Origin of the sequence: Hyphomonas sp., assembly GCF_041689225.1 — a bacterium.
Lineage (GTDB): Bacteria > Pseudomonadota > Alphaproteobacteria > Caulobacterales > Hyphomonadaceae > Hyphomonas.
This window is the reverse complement of the sequence record NZ_JBDNGN010000163.1, coordinates 1-15,937: the sequence shown is the minus strand read 5'-3', so window position 1 is coordinate 15,937 and position 15,937 is coordinate 1. Positions and strand designations below refer to the sequence as shown.

Below are 15,937 nucleotides of genomic sequence, written 5' to 3'. Positions count from 1 at the left end.
CTTATCCCTTGTCTCCGGAGACGGGGGGGTAGCACTCGCCGGACCAGGGCGATAGGCGGGAATCCATCATTGAACGGTTGGAAAAGTCGATGCAGGCGCGACCAAATGCCCGCACCGCTTCGGTCGCCTGTTCCTCGGCCCACGAATGCGCGCAGGCGGCCTGGTCTGGCGCAAGGCTGGCGGCGTCGCCACCGGGCCGGCGATAGGATCCTATGAAATCGGAGACGCACGTCGCGTAGGTGTCGATCTCCTGGGTGAAGGATTCGCGCACCGCGCGCGCGGTTTCAAGTTCTGCCAGCGATGTGAGCGCTGCTGGAATATCGGGGCGCTGAACATCGCCGCAGGTTGTCCTGACGACGGCGCGTCCCTGTTCGGTCTGCTCGACTGCGCAGACGCGGTAGCCGTCATTGGCGGCGTATTGCTGCGCGACACACGGCGCGGCGACGGCGGAAAACGCGATGGCGGCGAGGAAAATGCGCATGGGCTGGAACGGCCTCCTGTGCGCCACCCCCCCGATGACGCTCCGGCCTATTGATACGTGCACCGCCGGGACCGATCAACCGCCCGGTACAGGCGCATGCCAGGCGGGCCGAAAGAAACGCAGGGTTAACACCCTTCTGCGCAGAGTGCAGGCTGTCATCGCCTTGAAAGGTATCGGTTTGGCGCAACTTGTCGGCCTCGTTCTCGTCATTGTCCTTGTTTTCGGCGGCCTTGTGCTGACCGGAGGGCGTGCGGCCATGCATGCGCTGCCATTCGAGCTGGCGCTGATTGGCGGCGCGGCTGTCGGCACGGTGCTGATCGGCAATTCTCTCAGCGTGTCGCGCGAGGCGCTTGGCGGATTCGCCAAGGCGTTCCGCGGCGCCAAATGGAGACGTGATGACTACCAAGACCTGCTGGTGCTGCTCGGCACTTTGATGCGCAAGGCGCGTCAGGGCGGTTTCGTGGCGATCGAATCCGACATCGAGGACCCGGAGAATTCTGCGGTCTTCCAGGCGGCGCCCCGGATACTTGATGATGATGCGCCGAGTGGCATGGTCTGCGATGCTTTCCGGCTGATGGCGCTGGACCTGTCCGATCCGGCCCGTGCAGAGGCCCGGATGGACCAGTCGATTGCCGTCTATCTCGACCAGCGCATGAAAGCGGTGGGCGCCCTGCACACGCTGGCGGACGCCCTGCCGGCGCTGGGTATCGTGGCCGCCGTCCTCGGCATTATCCGGACCATGGGATCGATCAACCAGTCGCCAGCCATATTGGGCGCGATGATCGGGTCGGCGCTGCTGGGCACATTCCTTGGCGTGTTTCTCGCTTATGGCCTGGTCGGGCCTGTTGCCGCCCGCTTCGGACAGATTGTCGAGGAGGATGCGCGCTTCCTGGACGTGATCCGGTCGGTCCTGGGCGCCTATGCCGAGGGGCTGCAGCCGGGAATTGCGCTGGAAATGGGCCGCACGACCATTCCACCCGCCCTCCAGCCGGACCCGTCGACGCTGGAACGGGCGCTGAGCGTCTCGCGATTCGTTGCCAAGTCACGAACAGCGGCCTGAAATTCGCAACGATTGCTTAACGGTCGCGAAATTCGGTTCTGAGACAGTCGCTCGATCCGCATGGACGAGGTGATAGCAATGTCAGATACAGCTGTAGAAATGCTCCCCCAACGCAAATACTGGGTTTCAGGCAACCTGAAAATGGTCGCCACGGGCCTGACGGGCCTGATCGCGATATTTGTCGCCCTGAAAGCGACAGCCTATAATTCAGGCGGCGTGATCGGCGTGGAAGACCATATTTTCCGCATGGTGGCCTTTGCGTCACTGACAATCTGGGTTGCGCTGACCATCGGCCTGCGCCGGTCCGGCACGGCGGCGGTGATCACTCTGGGATTTGCGACCTTTATCGAGCTGATTCTCGAGCCTGCACGTGGCCAGGACTATGGCACGCTGGCCTCGACCAATCTTGGCATCGTGCTCGCCTATTGCGGCCTGCAGCTCTATTGGTACCGGCTGGAAGATGACCGCAAGGCTGCCAGCAAAGCCGAGACGGCGGCCTAAGCAGGTTCCACACAGATTGCATTGATGCGGCGGGCAGGCGCGGGCGAGTGCCCGCACCATGCCTGACATACGCCTGTCGACCTTCAATTGCGAAAACCTGATGATGCGCTGGGACTTTCGCCGCGCCGGCATCGCCAATGCGCGCCAGCGCCTGACAGAAGTCGACAATGTTCAGGTCGCCGAACAGGTGGATTCTGTCTTCAATGTGCTGTCCGAGGACGACCGGACCCTGACCGCGCAGGCGCTGGTGGCGACCGAGGCGGATGTCTGCGCCCTGCAGGAAGTCGAAAACCTGGTTACGCTGACGGCGTTCGACACCCGCTACATTGCAAGGTGGGCCGGCAGTGCGTTCGGTGAACGCGTGCTGCACGAAGGCAATGATACACGCGGGATCGATGTGGCACTGCTGTCGCGTCTGCCGGTGATCTTCCGGCGCAGCCACGCGCGATCGACGTTCGGCGCGCTCGGGGTTGTCCCGCCAGAGGGCCGCGGCGTGAACGATTATGCCTTCCGCCGCGACTGCCTTGAAGTGGATGTCGTCAAGGACGGGCGGGCGCTGACCCTGTTCGTCTGCCATTTCAAGTCGATGCACGGCGGGCGCGACAGGACCCGAGGCGTGCGCGAGGCTGAAGCAGAAGCGGTTCGCCAGGTGATCCGGAACCGGTTTGAGCGCCCGGAGGAGGAAGACTGGGTCATTCTCGGTGACTTCAACGATTATCGCCAAGTAGATGGCGTGGCGGTCGGAAATTCGGGTTTCGGTCCCTTGCTGGACGACGGCTTTGCCGTGGATCTCGCCTTGCGCGCGATACATGATCCGCTTGGCCGCTGGACGCACCACTATCCGGAGGACGATGTCTATGGAGCCCCTCGACCATATGTTCCTGTCGCCACGCCTTGCGGCCCAGAATCCGGCGCCGGCAACGCGCATAATCCGGGCCGGTTCGCCCTATCATGCCGCCCGGTATACCGGGCTCAGGTTCCCCGGAATCGGCTGGATGGTGCCCAAGGCATCCGACCATTGCCCGATGGCGGCGACCTTAAAGTTTGAAGGCCGGACCTTATCAGCCTAGTCTTTCGTACATATCTGACCTGCCCAGGCTGGAGGCCATGCCCATTGTCGCGTTTCGATGAACTGATCTCCACGGTTGAAACATACCAGGCGCTCGCCGCCGAGAATTACAATCGCATCCGTTCGCTCGCTGAAGAAGTGCGGGCGGGCTTGTGCGACTATATCGGCGCGTCTGACGGTATTTGCGTCCATCTCGTGCCGCCGACAGGCGCATTTGAGCCCAAACCGCACGGTGACGGAGCGTTTTCGCTGCCACCACGGGGATTCCGGCCGCTGGTGCCGATTGCGTTCGGCCTTGCCGTTCGCGTGTCGCGCCAGGCCGACTGGCTGCGGGTGAGCATGGAGTGCCGGAAGGTTGGCGAGGTATTCATCGTCCAGATCGAGGACGGCGCCGAATATGAATTCCACCTGCCGCTCAGGGACAAGGACCCCGAGCCTTTTTATCAGCATGTCTATTCACATGTGATCAATTGGTTTGCGGAAAATATCGAGCGCTACAAGGTTGGCGACTACGGAACCCGGGGGATCGGCTTTGACTTTGCGGATGACATCAAGGTTCACCCTGCTTAATGCGGGTGAGGATTATCGAGCGGTTGAGCTGATAGGGCACGCATGAACCATATGGACTTTGCTCTCGCGGGTGCTGGATCCAGCGAGCTGATCTTCGCGTGTGCGTTGATCGGGGCGCTCGGAATCGGCGCGCAATGGCTGGCCTGGCGCCTGCAGGCCCCGGCAATCGTGCTTATGGCGCTGGCTGGCCTGGCAGCCGGGCCACTCTGGGCCGTTATATTCGGTGAACCGCTGCTGGATCCCGAAGGCGTGTTCAATGGTGGCGGCAATGACCTGTTGCGGCCCATCGTGTCGTTGGCGGTTGCCGTGATCCTGTTCGAGGGCGGGCTTGTCCTCAAATTCGAGAACCTGCGTGATGCGGGCGCGGCCGTGCGGCGTATGGTGTTCATTGGCGGGCCGCTGGCCTGGGGGCTTGGTACGCTTGCGGCGCGCTACGCGGCCGGGCTCGACTGGTCCAGTTCCATTGTGTTTGCGGGCGTAATGGTGGTTACCGGACCGACCGTGATCATGCCGCTGCTGCGTCAGTCGAAACTGGGTGGCAAGGCGGGTGCGTTTCTGAAATGGGAAGGAATCGTCAACGACCCGATCGGCGCGCTTTTCGCGGTGGCCTCGTTCGAGATCATCAGCGTGGCGGCAACCGGCGAGTCGATTCTCGGCAAGGGCGCGATGATCGTATTTGCTGCCGCGCTCGGCGTGGCGCTCGGCATTGCGTTCGGCTGGGCCATTGTGCGGGCCTTCCGGGCCGGGTGGACACCGGAATACCTGAAAGCGCCGATCATCTTTGCCTCGATCATCCTCTGCTATGCGCTGGCCGAGCAGATCGAGAAGGAAATCGGTCTCGTCGCGGTGACGGCCTATGGCATGACGCTCGCCAATTCACGGCTTGCCGGAATCGCCGAGCTGCGGAAATTCAAGGAAGATATTGCGGTCCTGCTGGTCTCCGGCGTGTTCGTGATCCTCACGGCGAACCTGAAACCCGCTGTGATCCAGGACGCGCTGACCTGGCGCACACTCGCCTTTCTCGCGGTCATGATGCTCGTCGTGCGGCCGCTTTCGGTCTGGATATCCACCTACGGCACGCTGAAGCGCAATGAAGCCCTGTTGCTCGGCTGGATCGCGCCTCGCGGGATCGTGGCGGTGGCGGTCTCCAGCCTGTTTGCGACTCTGCTCGAAGACCTCGGGCGCCGCGGCGACAGCAAGTTCTATTTCTCCGGCGCTGAACAGATCACGCCGCTCGCCTTTGCCATGGTGTTCGCCACCGTGGTGCTGCACGGCTTTACCATCGGGCCGCTGGCGCGGCGGCTTGGTCTTGCCCGCAAGGACAAGCCGGGCGTGCTGTTTGTGGGCGTCAACCCGTGGAGCATCGACCTTGCGAAAGCGCTGCAGAGCGCTGGCGTCGAGCCCATCCTGGCTGACAATAACTGGCGCCGCCTGCGCCCGGCGCGCGAAGCCGGCCTGAATACGTTCTTCGGGGAGGTCCTGTCAGAGGATGCCGAGGTGCGCCTGGACCATTCTGCCTTCGACCAGGTGATCGGCCTGTCGGCGAACGAGCCCTATAATGCGCTTGTGTCGGGGCATTTTGCGCCGGAGCTCGGCCGTCACAAGGTCTACCAATTGTCCGCGCAGGATACCGAGGACGAGGATCCGCGCGCCATCGGCATGGGTACACGCGGGCGCACGTTGATCCGGCGCGGGCGGGGCTACGACAGCCTGATCCGGGATCATTTTCGCGGCTGGACGTTCGGCAAGACGAAATTGACCGACGAATACGGCCTCGAGGAATTTCGCGAAGACCGGCAAAAGGCTGACCTGATTGCCGAAGTGCGGCCTGACGGCACGGTCACTTTCCTCGGTCCCAATCGCGAGCCGAAGGGCGGCGAGGGCGTGACCCTGATCAGCTTTGGTCCGGCGAGGCCGACCGAATCCGAGAAGGAACTTGCGGCTGCTCAGGCAGGCTGAAGCGCTCCAAAGGTCTCGATCCTAAAAACAGACCTATGAATGGACGCTTTCTAAGTCCCTATATCAAATCCAGGATCGCACTTCGATAGTGAGCGGGCGCTTTCAAAATTTATTTTCAGTATGGGGACTTCTGGCCGGGATATGGCGCCCGGCTTTACCTTCAGCCAGCGGATTATTCCCCAGCCGATTGAAGTCCGGCGCCGTGGGTACGCAACCAGGCGCGTTGGCGCTTCCAGTCCGGGACACATCGGGAGACATGTGCCCAGAATTTCGGCGAATGATTCATCTCGAGAATGTGGGCGCATTCATGCGCGGCGACATAGTCGAGCACTTTCGGCGGCGCCATGACCAGGCGCCACGAAAAGGAGAGTTGCCCGTCCGATGTGCACGATCCCCAGCGAGAGCGGGTGTCTTTCACAGAAATTGATTTATATTCAACGCCTAACGTCTCAATGTGACGGTTGAGCGACCGGGTCAGATCGGTCTTTGCCTGCTTTTTGAGGTAGCGCGTCACGCGCGATGGTAGCGTTTCCGGATCACCCGGCGCGCTGAGCAGCAGGGGGTCGCCGGGCCACATCTTGGGCAGGCGGGTGTCGCCATTTGCCGTGAGTTGGCAGGGTTCGCCGCGAAAACTGATGATTTCAGCTTCTTCGAAGCGAACGATTTCGGGCAAATGCTGGAGGCGCGTGGAGATCCATTCGACCCGTTCTGCAGCAAATGCAGCAGCATCCTTGATCTGACGGTTACTTGGGGCGACCGCAACGGCCTCACGCCGGCGTTCGTCCAGCCGCAAAATCAGCCGTCGCGCCTTGGAATTTACTTCAAATCGTACCACAATGCGCGAACCATTCGGCGCCTTCAGTGTCATTGTCTGGCCATTGTTGTATGCCATGTATCAAACTCTCAAGAGACGCGTCGGGGACACCTGCTCGCAGTTATTCAATAAAGGGACCAAAGATGAAATATCTGCTGACAGGCGTTGCCGCCCTCGCTTTGCTTACGGCATGCGGTGACAAAAACAAGGACCAGGATGGCGCCAGCCAGGCCGGAATCGAATATTCCCAGGACAAAACGAAGAAGATCAAACTCCGTAAAGGAGACCCAGCAACTGCCGGTCAGGTGCTGAGTGCAATGTCTTTGACCCAGTCCGGTGCGGGCCGGGTCAGTTTTGCCAGCAGTGACATCAAGGGCGCCAAGGCTGTCTTTAAGGACGTGACCCTCCTATCGTCGGACGATGACAGTGTGGAAGGTGTCAGCCTTGATGATGACGATGGCGAGCTTCACCTCAAGGGCGCTGACCTGAAGGCCGGCACAATGGAGTTCGAGGGCCTTGGCATGATCGACGGTCAGCCGAATTTCTCGCGCGTCGTGCTGTCAGACATCACCTTCGTTCCAAAGAATCCCGAAGAAGTGCACGGATCGAGCAAGATCAAGTCGATGGAACTGGTCAATCCTTCGCCCGAAACAGCGGCCTGGATTGCCAGCCTGTTCGGCAAGGGCGAAGCGGTGGACATGCCCGAAGGCAAGGCGCTTTCTTTCGATCTCTGGTCAATGAATGATGTCAATTTCCAGATTGACGAGGAAGAAGGCCAGAAGGGCGCGTTCCTTGTCTCCTCGGTCGAAATGCTTGGCCTGAAGGATGAGAAAGTCGCGCGGATGGCCATGAAGGGCCTCAGCCTCGACTTGACCGACCCCAAGGATGATACCGACCTGACGGCCAGCCTTGGCGGCGTCGACATCCGGGGCGCGAATCTCGGAATGTTCAACGATATGGCAAACGGCGAGGCGGCCAAGGGCATGCAGTCCGGCCTGTTCGAGATGCTCCAGAACGATCCGGCCAATCCGGGTTATGATTCCGTGTCGATAGACGATCTCAAGGTCGCCATCTCGGGTGCCAGTTTCGACATGCCAAAGCTCAGCTCCAAGGTGACGCGTGACAAGAAGGGCCGGGCCGTGAAGGTCGCGACGGATCCGTTCAAGATGACGCTCGGCACGGGCGAAGGCGAGCTTGGCGAGAAATTCGGCTCGCAGCTCGCGCTCCTGGGCTATGAGAAGCTCGAGCTTAGCGGCCAGGGCGAGCAGACCTACGATCCCGACAAGGACATGGTCACGATCGCGAAGGGCAAGAATTTTTGGAAGCTGGATGACGGTTTCCGGCTTGATTTCTCGGGCAAGTATGAAGGCGCTAGCGCCGTTGCCGCCGCTCAGGCTAAGACCATGGCAGAAGAGGGTCAGTCCGATCCGGGTGCCCTCATGCAGGACGCCCTCGACAAGCTGCTGGTCCACAATTTCCAGCTGTCATTTGACGATGACGGCTTCGCCAACCGGGCCTTCAATGCCTATGCTGCGCAGTCGGGAGAAGACCCCCAGCAGCTGCGCAGCCAGACGGCAGGCATGATGGCAATGATGCCAATGATGGCGGCAGGCGCCGGTATCGACCCCGAACTGGCGAGCGAGGCATCTGCCGCGCTGTCCAGCTTCCTGACCGATCCGAAGACGCTGACGATCTCGGTGGCGCCGTTGACGCCGCTACGTGTGGCGGATTTCGCCGAAATGGAAGATCCGTCGGTCCTGACCAAGACAGCCCTCGGTTTCAGCGCCACCAACGAATAGGCCCGGCCCTGACCAAATGGTCAGCGCGCGTCTCCAGCTGGAGGCGCGCGCTTTTCTTTGTCCGCCGGACAGGGCATAGGCTTGCGACCATGAAAATCGCATTCTTTGGAGATGTCGTCGGCAAGCCCGGCAGGGCTGCTGTGCTAGAGTATTTGCCCGGGCTGAAGGCACGGCTGCGGCTCGATTTCGTCGTGGTCAACGCCGAGAATTCCGCTGGCGGGTTTGGCCTGACCGAAGCCATTGCGAATGAGTTCTTCGCCGCTGGCGCCGATTGCCTGACCTTGGGCGACCATGCCTGGGACCAGCGCGAGGCCCTGACCTATATCCAGCGCGAACCGCGCCTGCTGCGCCCGTTCAATTATCCGCTGGCGGCGAATGCGCCGGGCAAGGGCGCGCACCTGTTTTCCCTGCCGGACGGGCGCCGCGTCGGCGTGGTGCAGGTGCAGGGCAATGTGTTCATGCGCCAGAGCCTGCCCGACCCGTTCGCGTCCGTGGACGAGGCACTCGATTCCATGCCGCTCGGTGCCGTTGCGGATGCCATCATCGTCGACATGCATTGCGAGGCGACCAGCGAGAAGATGGCCATGGGCCACCATTGTGACGGCCGCGCCAGCCTCGTTGTCGGCAGCCATACGCATGTGCCGACCGCCGACACGATGATCCTGGAGAACGGCACGGCCTACCAGACCGATGCCGGCATGTGCGGCGATTATGACAGCGTCATCGGCATGCAGAAGCAGAACTCGTTGAACCGGTTCATCACCCAGCTGCCGGGCGAGCGCTACCAACCCGCGCTGGGCGATGGAACGCTGTGCGGCACTTATGTCGAGACGGATGACGCAACAGGGCTGGCCGTGCGCATCGAGCCCATCCGGATGGGCGGGCGTTTGAGCGAGCAGGTGCCGGCTTAAACGCTTGGGCGTCACACCGTGCGGTCTGATTTCCACCAGTTCGTCAGGGAAATTGGGCGGCGCTTGCTCGCACCGACCAGCACGAGCAGGCCCGCCAGGATTCCGAGGTTCTTGATGAAATTCTGCATTTCGTGCGCGCCTTCGATGCCGCTGAAATTCCAGAAATCATGCAGCAGCGCATTCACCAGAAGAATGTAGGCCACGAAGCAGAATGCCACGATCCGTACGTGCCACCCGCTGATCAGGGCCAGTCCGCCTGCGACGTTGACCACCGCGGCGAACCACATGAGCGGCGGGGCAAAACCAACGCCGTGATGCTCCATCAGCGCGACGTGCATGTCAGGCGCGAGGAATTTCATGATCCCCGGCACCAGGAAATACAGGCCTAGCAAGGCCCGACCGGTCAGTACCTCCCATTTGGCTTTTGTGTCGTCCATCACTGTGTTCCCTCTCGCTGTGTCAAAGTCTTCGAGCGTCCTGATCAGCGTCAGGGCGTCACCACCGGGAACCAGAAGTCCGGCCGGTCGAGCGTGCCGAAGAAGGCGCCGAGCATCAGCGGGCTGCCCTCGACGGCGGCAGTACCCGATTTGAGTTGCTCGGGCAGGGTCGTCTGGCCAAGCAGCACGAGATCGAACACGGCGCGATCGATTGTCAGGGTCGCGGCGGCATTCTCGCTGGCGCCCTTGCGCGGCACCATGACCGATTTGCCGATCCGGAGAGTCACCGCCTCGCCGCGGTCGGGGAAGACGAGGTTCACCGCGAACGGATCACCTGTCATCTTTTCAGGGTTGAACCGGGCGGCGAGGGAATCCATCAGGTCGAGCGTATCGACGGCGTGCAGGAATTCGGCATTGCCAAGCTGTGGGTTGCCGAGGCTGGGAATACCGTTGCGCAATTCGTTCGCGCCGACAAGGTAATAGCTGCGCCATGCGCCGCTCTCGGCCTGGAAGCCGAGCTGTTCATAGGCGGCAGCGAGCCAGTTGCGGGCCGTCTCGTTATCCGGGTCGGCAAAGACAACATGGTTGAAGACTTCGGCTGCCCAGCGAAAATCGCCCGCGTGGAAGGCTTTTGCGCCGAGCGCCAGCGTGGCGTCGGGCCCGCCCATCGCCTCGACATAGCGGGCCGCCGTGACCACGTGCGGCAGCTTGTTGTACTCCGCCGGAACGCCGCCCCACCAGCCGAAATAATACTGGTAGACCGCCTTGGCATTGTGATTGAGCGTGCCGTAATAGCCGCGGGTATTGAAGGCATCTGCTTCGCTTTCGAAAGCAGGTTCGCTGACGGCTTCGGCAGCCTCGAACATGGTTGCGCCCGCATTGGCGTTGCGCAACGTCTGGTCGTGGACATAGCGGTAGATGTCGCGCTGGTGCGTCAGCAGGCTGGCGACGTTTTCCTCACCCCAGGTCGGCCAGTGGTGCGAGGCGAAGACAAAGTCGGACTTGTCGCCATAGGTCTCAAGTACATAGTCGATGGCCCGCGTCCAGCCGAGCGCATCGCGCACCTTGGCGCCACGCGGGGTCAACAGGTTATGGAACGTGGCGGTGACGACTTCTGCCGTGCACAGGGCGCGGCGTTCGGGCAGGTAGAACATGAATTCGGCGGGCGCTTCGGTGCCCGCCGCGTCGATGAATTCGAACGTCACGCCATCGACGACGCGCTGTGTGCCGCAACCGGCAATCTCTTCGGTCGGGGCAATCAGGCTGATCGTGCCTTGCGGCAGGCCGGGGCCAAGGCCGGAGCCGACATGGGCTGTCGGGCTACGGGCAATTGTGTTGCCGAACATGAAGGTCGAGCGGCGGCTCATCTGGTTGCCGGCGATCAGGTTCTCACTGACGGCATGCTCGAGGAAACCGATGGGGGCCAGGATCGGCACGTTGCGGGCCTTGGCGTCTTCCTCGGTGATCACTCCGCGCGCGCCGCCGAAATGGTCGGCATGGCTGTGCGTGTAGAGGAGGCCGGTGACGGGCCTTGTGCCGAGCGTGTCATTGACGAGTTTCAGTGACGCGGCGGCGGTTTCCACGCTGGTCAGGGGGTCGACGATGATCCAGCCGGTCTTGCCTTCGATCACGCTCATCACCGACAGGTCATAGCCGCGTACCTGCCAGATGCCGGGACCCACCTCGAACAGGCCGTGCTCGGCGGCAAGCCGCGACTGGCGCCACAGCGACGGGTTCACCGTGTCGGGCGCGTCGCCTTGCAGGAAATCGAATTGCTGGATCGACCAGACGACGCCGCCCTCGGCATTGAGGATGGCGGGGGCGTCGATGAAGGCGATGCGGCCCCGGCTGGCATCTTCGACATCGCTCTGCTCGTCCAGTGGCAGCCGCGCAGCGAGCGCGGTGTTGGCGGCCCGGGTTGCATTCGTGGCGACGCCTGCCGGTGGCGGGGCGGGAAGGTCGGGCGCTGGGGCGTCACCGGAGCAGGCGGACAGGACAATGGCGCACAGCCAGAACATGCGTTGGCGCATCTTGGTCTCCTCCCAGGAGTTTTTTGTAACTTCGAAGATTTGACGGACCTCTGCAAGGGCTGACGCCGCGACGCTTGGAAGTCTAGCCATCCTACGCTAAAGGCCACGCTTCACGTTCCCGACCCCCAAGAGGTTTTCATGGCCGGCCATAGTAAATGGGCAAATATCCAGCACCGCAAAGGTGCGCAGGACAAGAAACGCGCTGTTCGCTTTGCGCGTCTGTCGAAAGAGATCACTATCGCGTCCAAGATGGGCGGCCCTGACCCGGACGGAAACCCGCGCCTGCGCCTCGCCATCCAGAACGCCAAGGGACAGTCGGTTCCGAAGGACAATATCCAGCGCGCCATCGACAAGGGCGTGGGCGGGGGCGGCGAAGACTATGTCGACATGCGCTACGAGGGCTTCGGGCCGGGCGGCGTGGGCATCATTGTCGAGGCCTCAACCGACAACAAGAATCGTACGGCGACCGACGTGCGCACGGCCTTTTCGAAGAATGGCGGCAATCTTGGTGAAACCGGCTCGGTGTCCTTCGGTTTCGACCAGGTTGGCGAGATTGAGTATCCGGGCAGCGTCGGCACCGAAGACGAAGTGATGGAAGCGGCTATCCTGGCGGGTGCGATGGACGTGGAATCCGACGAAGAATCCCACTTTATCTATACCGAGCGCGAAGAGCTCCAGACTGTCGCCGACGCACTGGCCGAACATTTCGGCGCTGACGTGGAAGCGAAATCAACCAAGCTGATCTGGAAGCCGCAGAACACTAATCCGGTCGAGGGCGATCCTGCGGATACGCTGATGAAACTGCTCGATGTGCTCGACGAGCTCGATGACGTGCAGAACGTCTATGACAATTCCGAACTGTCGGATGAAGAAGCGGCCCGCCTCGGCGACGCCTAGGCGGACACCTTCGTTGGCGGAAACGCGTGCGCGCGACTGAGCGACGATGACACCGGGTGCTGGAGGACTTTCTCCAGCCAATGGGCCGTTTCAATCAGCTTGCCGAGATCGAGCCCGGTGTCGAAACCGGCGCGCTCCAGCATGTAGACCACGTCTTCAGTGGCGACATTGCCCGTCGCAGCAGGCGCGAACGGGCAGCCGCCTATGCCGCCGCAACTGGCATCGATCACATCCACGCCCGCGTCCACGGCGGCGGCCACATTGGCGAGGGCCGCCCCGCGCGTGTCGTGGAAGTGCATGCGCAAGAACACGTCCGGCGCTTCCATGCGGACGCGCTCGATCCGCGCGCGCACGTCCCAAGGCGTCGCCACGCCGATCGTATCGCCGAGGGCGAGTTCGTTAACGCCTGCCCGCTGGGCCTGTGCGGCGAGATTACCGACGACGGCGATATCGACATCGCCATCATAAGGATCGCCAAACGCGACCGAGATCGTGGCCGACAGCGGAATTCCCGCTTCGAGGATGAGCGGTGCGCACTGGGCCAGCATGTCGGCGCTGTCCTGCGGGCTCATGCCCTGGTTGCGCCGGCCGAAGCCTTCGCCCGCGACCAGCACGAAATTGATCTCGTCGGCTCCGGCATCGATGGCGCGCCGGACGCCTTTTTCGTTCAGGGCAAGGGCGATATGCCTGGTCGGGCGCGACCGGTCGAGGCCTGCGAACACGGCGGCGGAATCGGCCATTTTCGGTACCGCTTTTGGATTGACGAAGCTGCCCGATTCCATGCGGCGCACACCCGCGTCCTCAAGCCGGGAAATGAATTCCAGCTTCTGGTCGACCGTCAGGTTGGCCGGGTCATTCTGCAGCCCGTCGCGCGGGCCGACCTCTACGATATCAATGCGGCGTATCATGGAATCTGCTTTTCCTGCCTATTTGCCCTGGAATGCTGGCGCGCGGCGCTCAACGAAACTCGCGACACCTTCCTTGAAATCGAATGTCGTGAAGCTGGCCGCCATTTCAACATCTGCTTCGGCCAGGCTCTCGGTATAGGACTGGAAATAGGCCGCCCGGACCTGCCGTTTCATGACCGCAAGAGAGCGCGGCGATACCTGCGTTGAGAGGAAGGTCGCCAGTTCCTGGACGTGTGGCATCAGCTCGCCAGCGGGCAGCGACTTGTTGACCAGGCCGAGGTCTGCGGCTTCGGCGCCCGTGAACTTGCGGCCCGTGAACAGGAGATCGAGCGCGTTTGCTTCTCCGATGAGGCGCGGCAATAGCCAGCCGATGCCGTGCTCTGCGATCAGGCCGCGTTGGGAAAAGGCCGTTGTGAACTTCGCGTCGTCGGTCGTGAAGCGCAGGTCGGCAAACAGGGAAAAGACGAGGCCGATGCCAGCGCATGGGCCATTGATCGCCGCGATGATGGGCTTGGGGCAGGCATAGAGATAGCCGAACCGGCCATCATAGACCTTCTCGAGACCGGTGGGCGCAGGGCGTGCGACGCCCGCTGTGGCCGTCTCGGCTGCGCCGCCTGTGTCGTCCTGGATGTCCTGGAGATGGTTCATGTCGGCCCCGGCGCAAAAGCCGCGGCCCGCGCCGGTAATGATGATGCAGCGCACCTCCGGATTGTCGCCCGCTGCCCTTATGGCCGTTTCCAGTTCCATCTGCATGACGGGGGTCCAGGCGTTCAGGCGCTCGGGACGGTTCAGTGTCAGTGTCAGGACGCCGTCCTTCTGCGTCTCCAGAATTTGCGTATAGGCAGCCATGCTGCGTCTCCTCCGATTGTTTTGACCAGTCTAGACCGGTTTGACGGAAAAGGGCAGCAGGGCTTGACCTTGGCATCATTCATGGGACACCGGACGCCATGACTGACTATTCTCCCCCCCTGCAGGGCAGTGCACAGGACGAAACGCTTGAGCTGCGCCCCAAATTCAATGCTGACGGATTGATCGCCGCCATTGCGCAGGATGCTGCCAGCGGCGAAGTCCTGATGCTTGCCTGGATGAATGCCGAAGCGCTCGCCGCCACGCTTGCCACGGGCCGGGCGACCTATTGGTCCCGTTCGCGCGGGGCATTGTGGGTGAAGGGCGAAACCTCCGGCCACACGCAGGCGGTGGTCGAAGTGCGAGTCGATTGCGACCAGGACGCCGTCTTGCTGCGCGTGCGCCAGACCGGCGGGGCCTGCCATACGGGGCGGGACAGCTGTTTCTACCGCGCGGTCGGCTCCGATGGCCAGACGCTTTCGTCGGACACGAATCCCGACTAGTCTCGCCTCAAGGATCAAACCTGAGGGAAAACACAATGCGCCTGACACATCTGTTTATCGCGGCATCCACGGCGGCGCTGCTGTCGGCCTGTACGCCGAAGACCGAAGCACCTGCGCCCGAAGCCGCACCTGCCGAGGCAGAAACGACCGCGGCGGAAAAGCCGCTTCATGTCGCCGTGCTCGACTGTGGCACGATCACGGTGTCCGATCTCGATATCTTCTCGTCGGCCGGTGATTATGCCGGCCAGTCGGACACGCTGACCGATACGTGTTTCCTAGTCCACCATCCGAAAGGCATGCTGCTCTGGGACCTCGGCCTGCCAGGCATGCTGGTCGGCAATGGTGAGAACACGCAAGGCGTGTTCACAGTCTCGATGGACACGTCGATCACGGACCAGTTGGCAGAGCATGATATCGTGCCGTCGGAAATCGATTACGTAGCCATCTCGCACAGCCATTTCGATCATATCGGCCAGATCGACCAGGTTCAGGGATCGACCTGGCTGGTCAACCAGAAGGAAAAGGACGCGATGTTCCCGCCGGATGGGTCTGGGCCATATGATCCGAGCCTTGCGCCGACCTTCGCCATGTTCAACCCGATGGAGCAACTGGTCATTGGCGACGAGTATGACGTGTTCGGTGACGGCTCGGTCGTGATCTTCCAGACTCCTGGCCACACGCCTGGCCATTCCTCACTTCAGCTGATGATGCCGGAAAGCGGCCCTGTCCTGCTGACGGGAGACCTCTATCACCGCACCGAAAGCCGTGAACTTAAGCGCGTGCCCCGCTTCAATTCCAGCGAACCTGACACGCTGGCGTCGATGGATGCGTTCGAAGCGCGCGCCGAACGCCTTGGCGCCAAGGTGATCATCCAGCACGAACCGGCTGATATCGAACCGCTGGGCGGAGTAATCCGCTAGGCGTGGCGCCGAAGGCGGGGCTCAGTTCCCGCCTTCGAGCAGGCGGCGCGCAATCACCATGGCCTGCACTTCGCCAGCGCCCTCGAAGATGTTGAGGATGCGGGCATCGGCCAGCAGGCGGCTGATCGGGTATTCGACCGCGAAGCCGTTGCCGCCATGGATCTGTAGCGCATTGTCGGCAGCTGCCCAAGCGACGCGGGCCGCGAGCAGTTTCGCCATGCCAGCTTCGAGG

The 15,937-nt window shown here is 62.1% G+C and carries 17 protein-coding genes; 10 read left to right on the top strand and 7 right to left on the bottom strand.

Translation table 11 applies throughout. The features are described from left to right. Position 1: 1 nt before the first annotated feature. Positions 2-481: a hypothetical protein gene (locus ACESNB_RS16095; RefSeq protein WP_373009149.1), complete on the bottom strand. Its 480-nt coding sequence runs from the start codon at positions 479-481 to the stop codon at positions 2-4. Between the two features lie 163 nt (positions 482-644). On the opposite strand from ACESNB_RS16095, the gene motA reads away from it, so the two are divergent. From motA to ACESNB_RS16070, 5 genes are all read left to right on the top strand, one after another. Beyond that, positions 645-1,541 (top strand): flagellar motor stator protein MotA, encoded by an 897-nt coding sequence (gene motA / locus ACESNB_RS16090; protein WP_373009147.1) that lies wholly within the window; start codon positions 645-647, stop codon positions 1,539-1,541. Between the two features lie 78 nt (positions 1,542-1,619). Then, positions 1,620-2,042 carry a hypothetical protein gene (locus ACESNB_RS16085; RefSeq protein ID WP_373009145.1) on the top strand — a complete coding sequence of 141 codons (423 nt, stop codon included), beginning with the start codon at positions 1,620-1,622 and terminating at the stop codon, positions 2,040-2,042. Between the two features lie 58 nt (positions 2,043-2,100). After that, positions 2,101-3,090 carry an endonuclease/exonuclease/phosphatase family protein gene (locus tag ACESNB_RS16080; protein WP_373009143.1) on the top strand — a complete coding sequence of 330 codons (990 nt, stop codon included), beginning with the start codon at positions 2,101-2,103 and terminating at the stop codon, positions 3,088-3,090. 66 nt (positions 3,091-3,156) lie between these two features. Further along, positions 3,157-3,681, top strand: coding sequence for a hypothetical protein (locus ACESNB_RS16075; RefSeq protein ID WP_373009141.1), 525 nt, complete (start codon positions 3,157-3,159; stop codon positions 3,679-3,681). A gap of 42 nt (positions 3,682-3,723) precedes the next feature. Beyond that, positions 3,724-5,640, top strand: a complete 1,917-nt coding sequence (locus ACESNB_RS16070; protein WP_373009139.1) for a cation:proton antiporter — start codon at positions 3,724-3,726, stop codon at positions 5,638-5,640. A 172-nt stretch (positions 5,641-5,812) separates the two neighbouring features. On the opposite strand, the gene ACESNB_RS16065 is transcribed toward ACESNB_RS16070, so the two are convergent. Further along, positions 5,813-6,532: a M48 family metallopeptidase gene (locus tag ACESNB_RS16065; RefSeq protein WP_373009137.1), complete on the bottom strand. Its 720-nt coding sequence runs from the start codon at positions 6,530-6,532 to the stop codon at positions 5,813-5,815. Positions 6,533-6,597: 65 nt separating this feature from the next. Here ACESNB_RS16065 and ACESNB_RS16060 point away from each other — a divergent pair, with 65 nt between their 5' ends. Then, the gene (locus ACESNB_RS16060) at positions 6,598-8,253 is read left to right on the top strand and encodes a hypothetical protein (RefSeq protein WP_373009135.1); all 1,656 of its coding nucleotides are present in this window, start codon (positions 6,598-6,600) and stop codon (positions 8,251-8,253) included. Positions 8,254-8,342: 89 nt separating this feature from the next. Continuing rightward, on the top strand, positions 8,343-9,164 hold the full coding sequence (locus ACESNB_RS16055) for a YmdB family metallophosphoesterase (protein WP_373009133.1): 822 nt from the start codon (positions 8,343-8,345) through the stop codon (positions 9,162-9,164). Positions 9,165-9,175: 11 nt separating this feature from the next. Here the strand turns inward: ACESNB_RS16055 and ACESNB_RS16050 are convergent, their stop codons facing one another. Together ACESNB_RS16050 and ACESNB_RS16045 are read right to left on the bottom strand one after the other, a co-directional pair. Beyond that, the gene (locus tag ACESNB_RS16050) at positions 9,176-9,601 is read right to left on the bottom strand and encodes a DoxX family protein (RefSeq protein WP_373009131.1); all 426 of its coding nucleotides are present in this window, start codon (positions 9,599-9,601) and stop codon (positions 9,176-9,178) included. A gap of 50 nt (positions 9,602-9,651) precedes the next feature. After that, a complete protein-coding gene (locus tag ACESNB_RS16045; RefSeq protein ID WP_373009129.1) occupies positions 9,652-11,631 on the bottom strand; it encodes an alkyl/aryl-sulfatase in 1,980 nt (659 codons plus the stop codon). Between the two features lie 138 nt (positions 11,632-11,769). Between ACESNB_RS16045 and ACESNB_RS16040 the strand changes: the two genes are divergently transcribed. Continuing rightward, complete coding sequence (locus ACESNB_RS16040) at positions 11,770-12,528, top strand: YebC/PmpR family DNA-binding transcriptional regulator (RefSeq protein WP_373009127.1); 759 nt, start codon at positions 11,770-11,772, stop codon at positions 12,526-12,528. Here ACESNB_RS16040 and ACESNB_RS16035 read toward each other — a convergent pair. Next, the gene (locus ACESNB_RS16035) at positions 12,525-13,436 is read right to left on the bottom strand and encodes a hydroxymethylglutaryl-CoA lyase (RefSeq protein ID WP_373009125.1); all 912 of its coding nucleotides are present in this window, start codon (positions 13,434-13,436) and stop codon (positions 12,525-12,527) included. The two genes, ACESNB_RS16040 and ACESNB_RS16035, sit on opposite strands and share 4 nt — an antisense overlap. A gap of 18 nt (positions 13,437-13,454) precedes the next feature. Next, positions 13,455-14,285 carry an enoyl-CoA hydratase gene (locus ACESNB_RS16030; protein WP_373009123.1) on the bottom strand — a complete coding sequence of 277 codons (831 nt, stop codon included), beginning with the start codon at positions 14,283-14,285 and terminating at the stop codon, positions 13,455-13,457. Between the two features lie 98 nt (positions 14,286-14,383). Here ACESNB_RS16030 and hisI point away from each other — a divergent pair, with 98 nt between their 5' ends. Further along, positions 14,384-14,785, top strand: coding sequence for a phosphoribosyl-AMP cyclohydrolase (gene hisI, locus ACESNB_RS16025; protein ID WP_373009121.1), 402 nt, complete (start codon positions 14,384-14,386; stop codon positions 14,783-14,785). Between the two features lie 35 nt (positions 14,786-14,820). Continuing rightward, positions 14,821-15,705: an N-acyl homoserine lactonase family protein gene (locus tag ACESNB_RS16020; protein WP_373009119.1), complete on the top strand. Its 885-nt coding sequence runs from the start codon at positions 14,821-14,823 to the stop codon at positions 15,703-15,705. Positions 15,706-15,726: 21 nt separating this feature from the next. Here ACESNB_RS16020 and ACESNB_RS16015 read toward each other — a convergent pair. Then, on the bottom strand, positions 15,727-15,937 hold a 211-nt coding region (locus tag ACESNB_RS16015; RefSeq protein WP_373009117.1), incomplete at its 5' end, for an acyl-CoA dehydrogenase family protein.

Coding starts and splice junctions, on each gene's coding strand:
- ACESNB_RS16050 (WP_373009131.1), bottom strand. CDS start 9,601: ATGGACGACACAAAAGCCAAATGGGAGGTACTGACCGGTCGGGCCTTG.
- ACESNB_RS16030 (WP_373009123.1), bottom strand. CDS start 14,285: ATGGCTGCCTATACGCAAATTCTGGAGACGCAGAAGGACGGCGTCCTG.
- ACESNB_RS16065 (WP_373009137.1), bottom strand. CDS start 6,532: ATGGCATACAACAATGGCCAGACAATGACACTGAAGGCGCCGAATGGT.
- ACESNB_RS16085 (WP_373009145.1), top strand. CDS start 1,620: ATGTCAGATACAGCTGTAGAAATGCTCCCCCAACGCAAATACTGGGTT.
- hisI (WP_373009121.1), top strand. CDS start 14,384: ATGACTGACTATTCTCCCCCCCTGCAGGGCAGTGCACAGGACGAAACG.
- ACESNB_RS16080 (WP_373009143.1), top strand. CDS start 2,101: ATGCCTGACATACGCCTGTCGACCTTCAATTGCGAAAACCTGATGATG.
- ACESNB_RS16060 (WP_373009135.1), top strand. CDS start 6,598: ATGAAATATCTGCTGACAGGCGTTGCCGCCCTCGCTTTGCTTACGGCA.
- ACESNB_RS16035 (WP_373009125.1), bottom strand. CDS start 13,436: ATGATACGCCGCATTGATATCGTAGAGGTCGGCCCGCGCGACGGGCTG.
- ACESNB_RS16070 (WP_373009139.1), top strand. CDS start 3,724: ATGAACCATATGGACTTTGCTCTCGCGGGTGCTGGATCCAGCGAGCTG.
- ACESNB_RS16045 (WP_373009129.1), bottom strand. CDS start 11,631: ATGCGCCAACGCATGTTCTGGCTGTGCGCCATTGTCCTGTCCGCCTGC.
- ACESNB_RS16020 (WP_373009119.1), top strand. CDS start 14,821: ATGCGCCTGACACATCTGTTTATCGCGGCATCCACGGCGGCGCTGCTG.
- ACESNB_RS16095 (WP_373009149.1), bottom strand. CDS start 481: ATGCGCATTTTCCTCGCCGCCATCGCGTTTTCCGCCGTCGCCGCGCCG.
- ACESNB_RS16040 (WP_373009127.1), top strand. CDS start 11,770: ATGGCCGGCCATAGTAAATGGGCAAATATCCAGCACCGCAAAGGTGCG.
- ACESNB_RS16055 (WP_373009133.1), top strand. CDS start 8,343: ATGAAAATCGCATTCTTTGGAGATGTCGTCGGCAAGCCCGGCAGGGCT.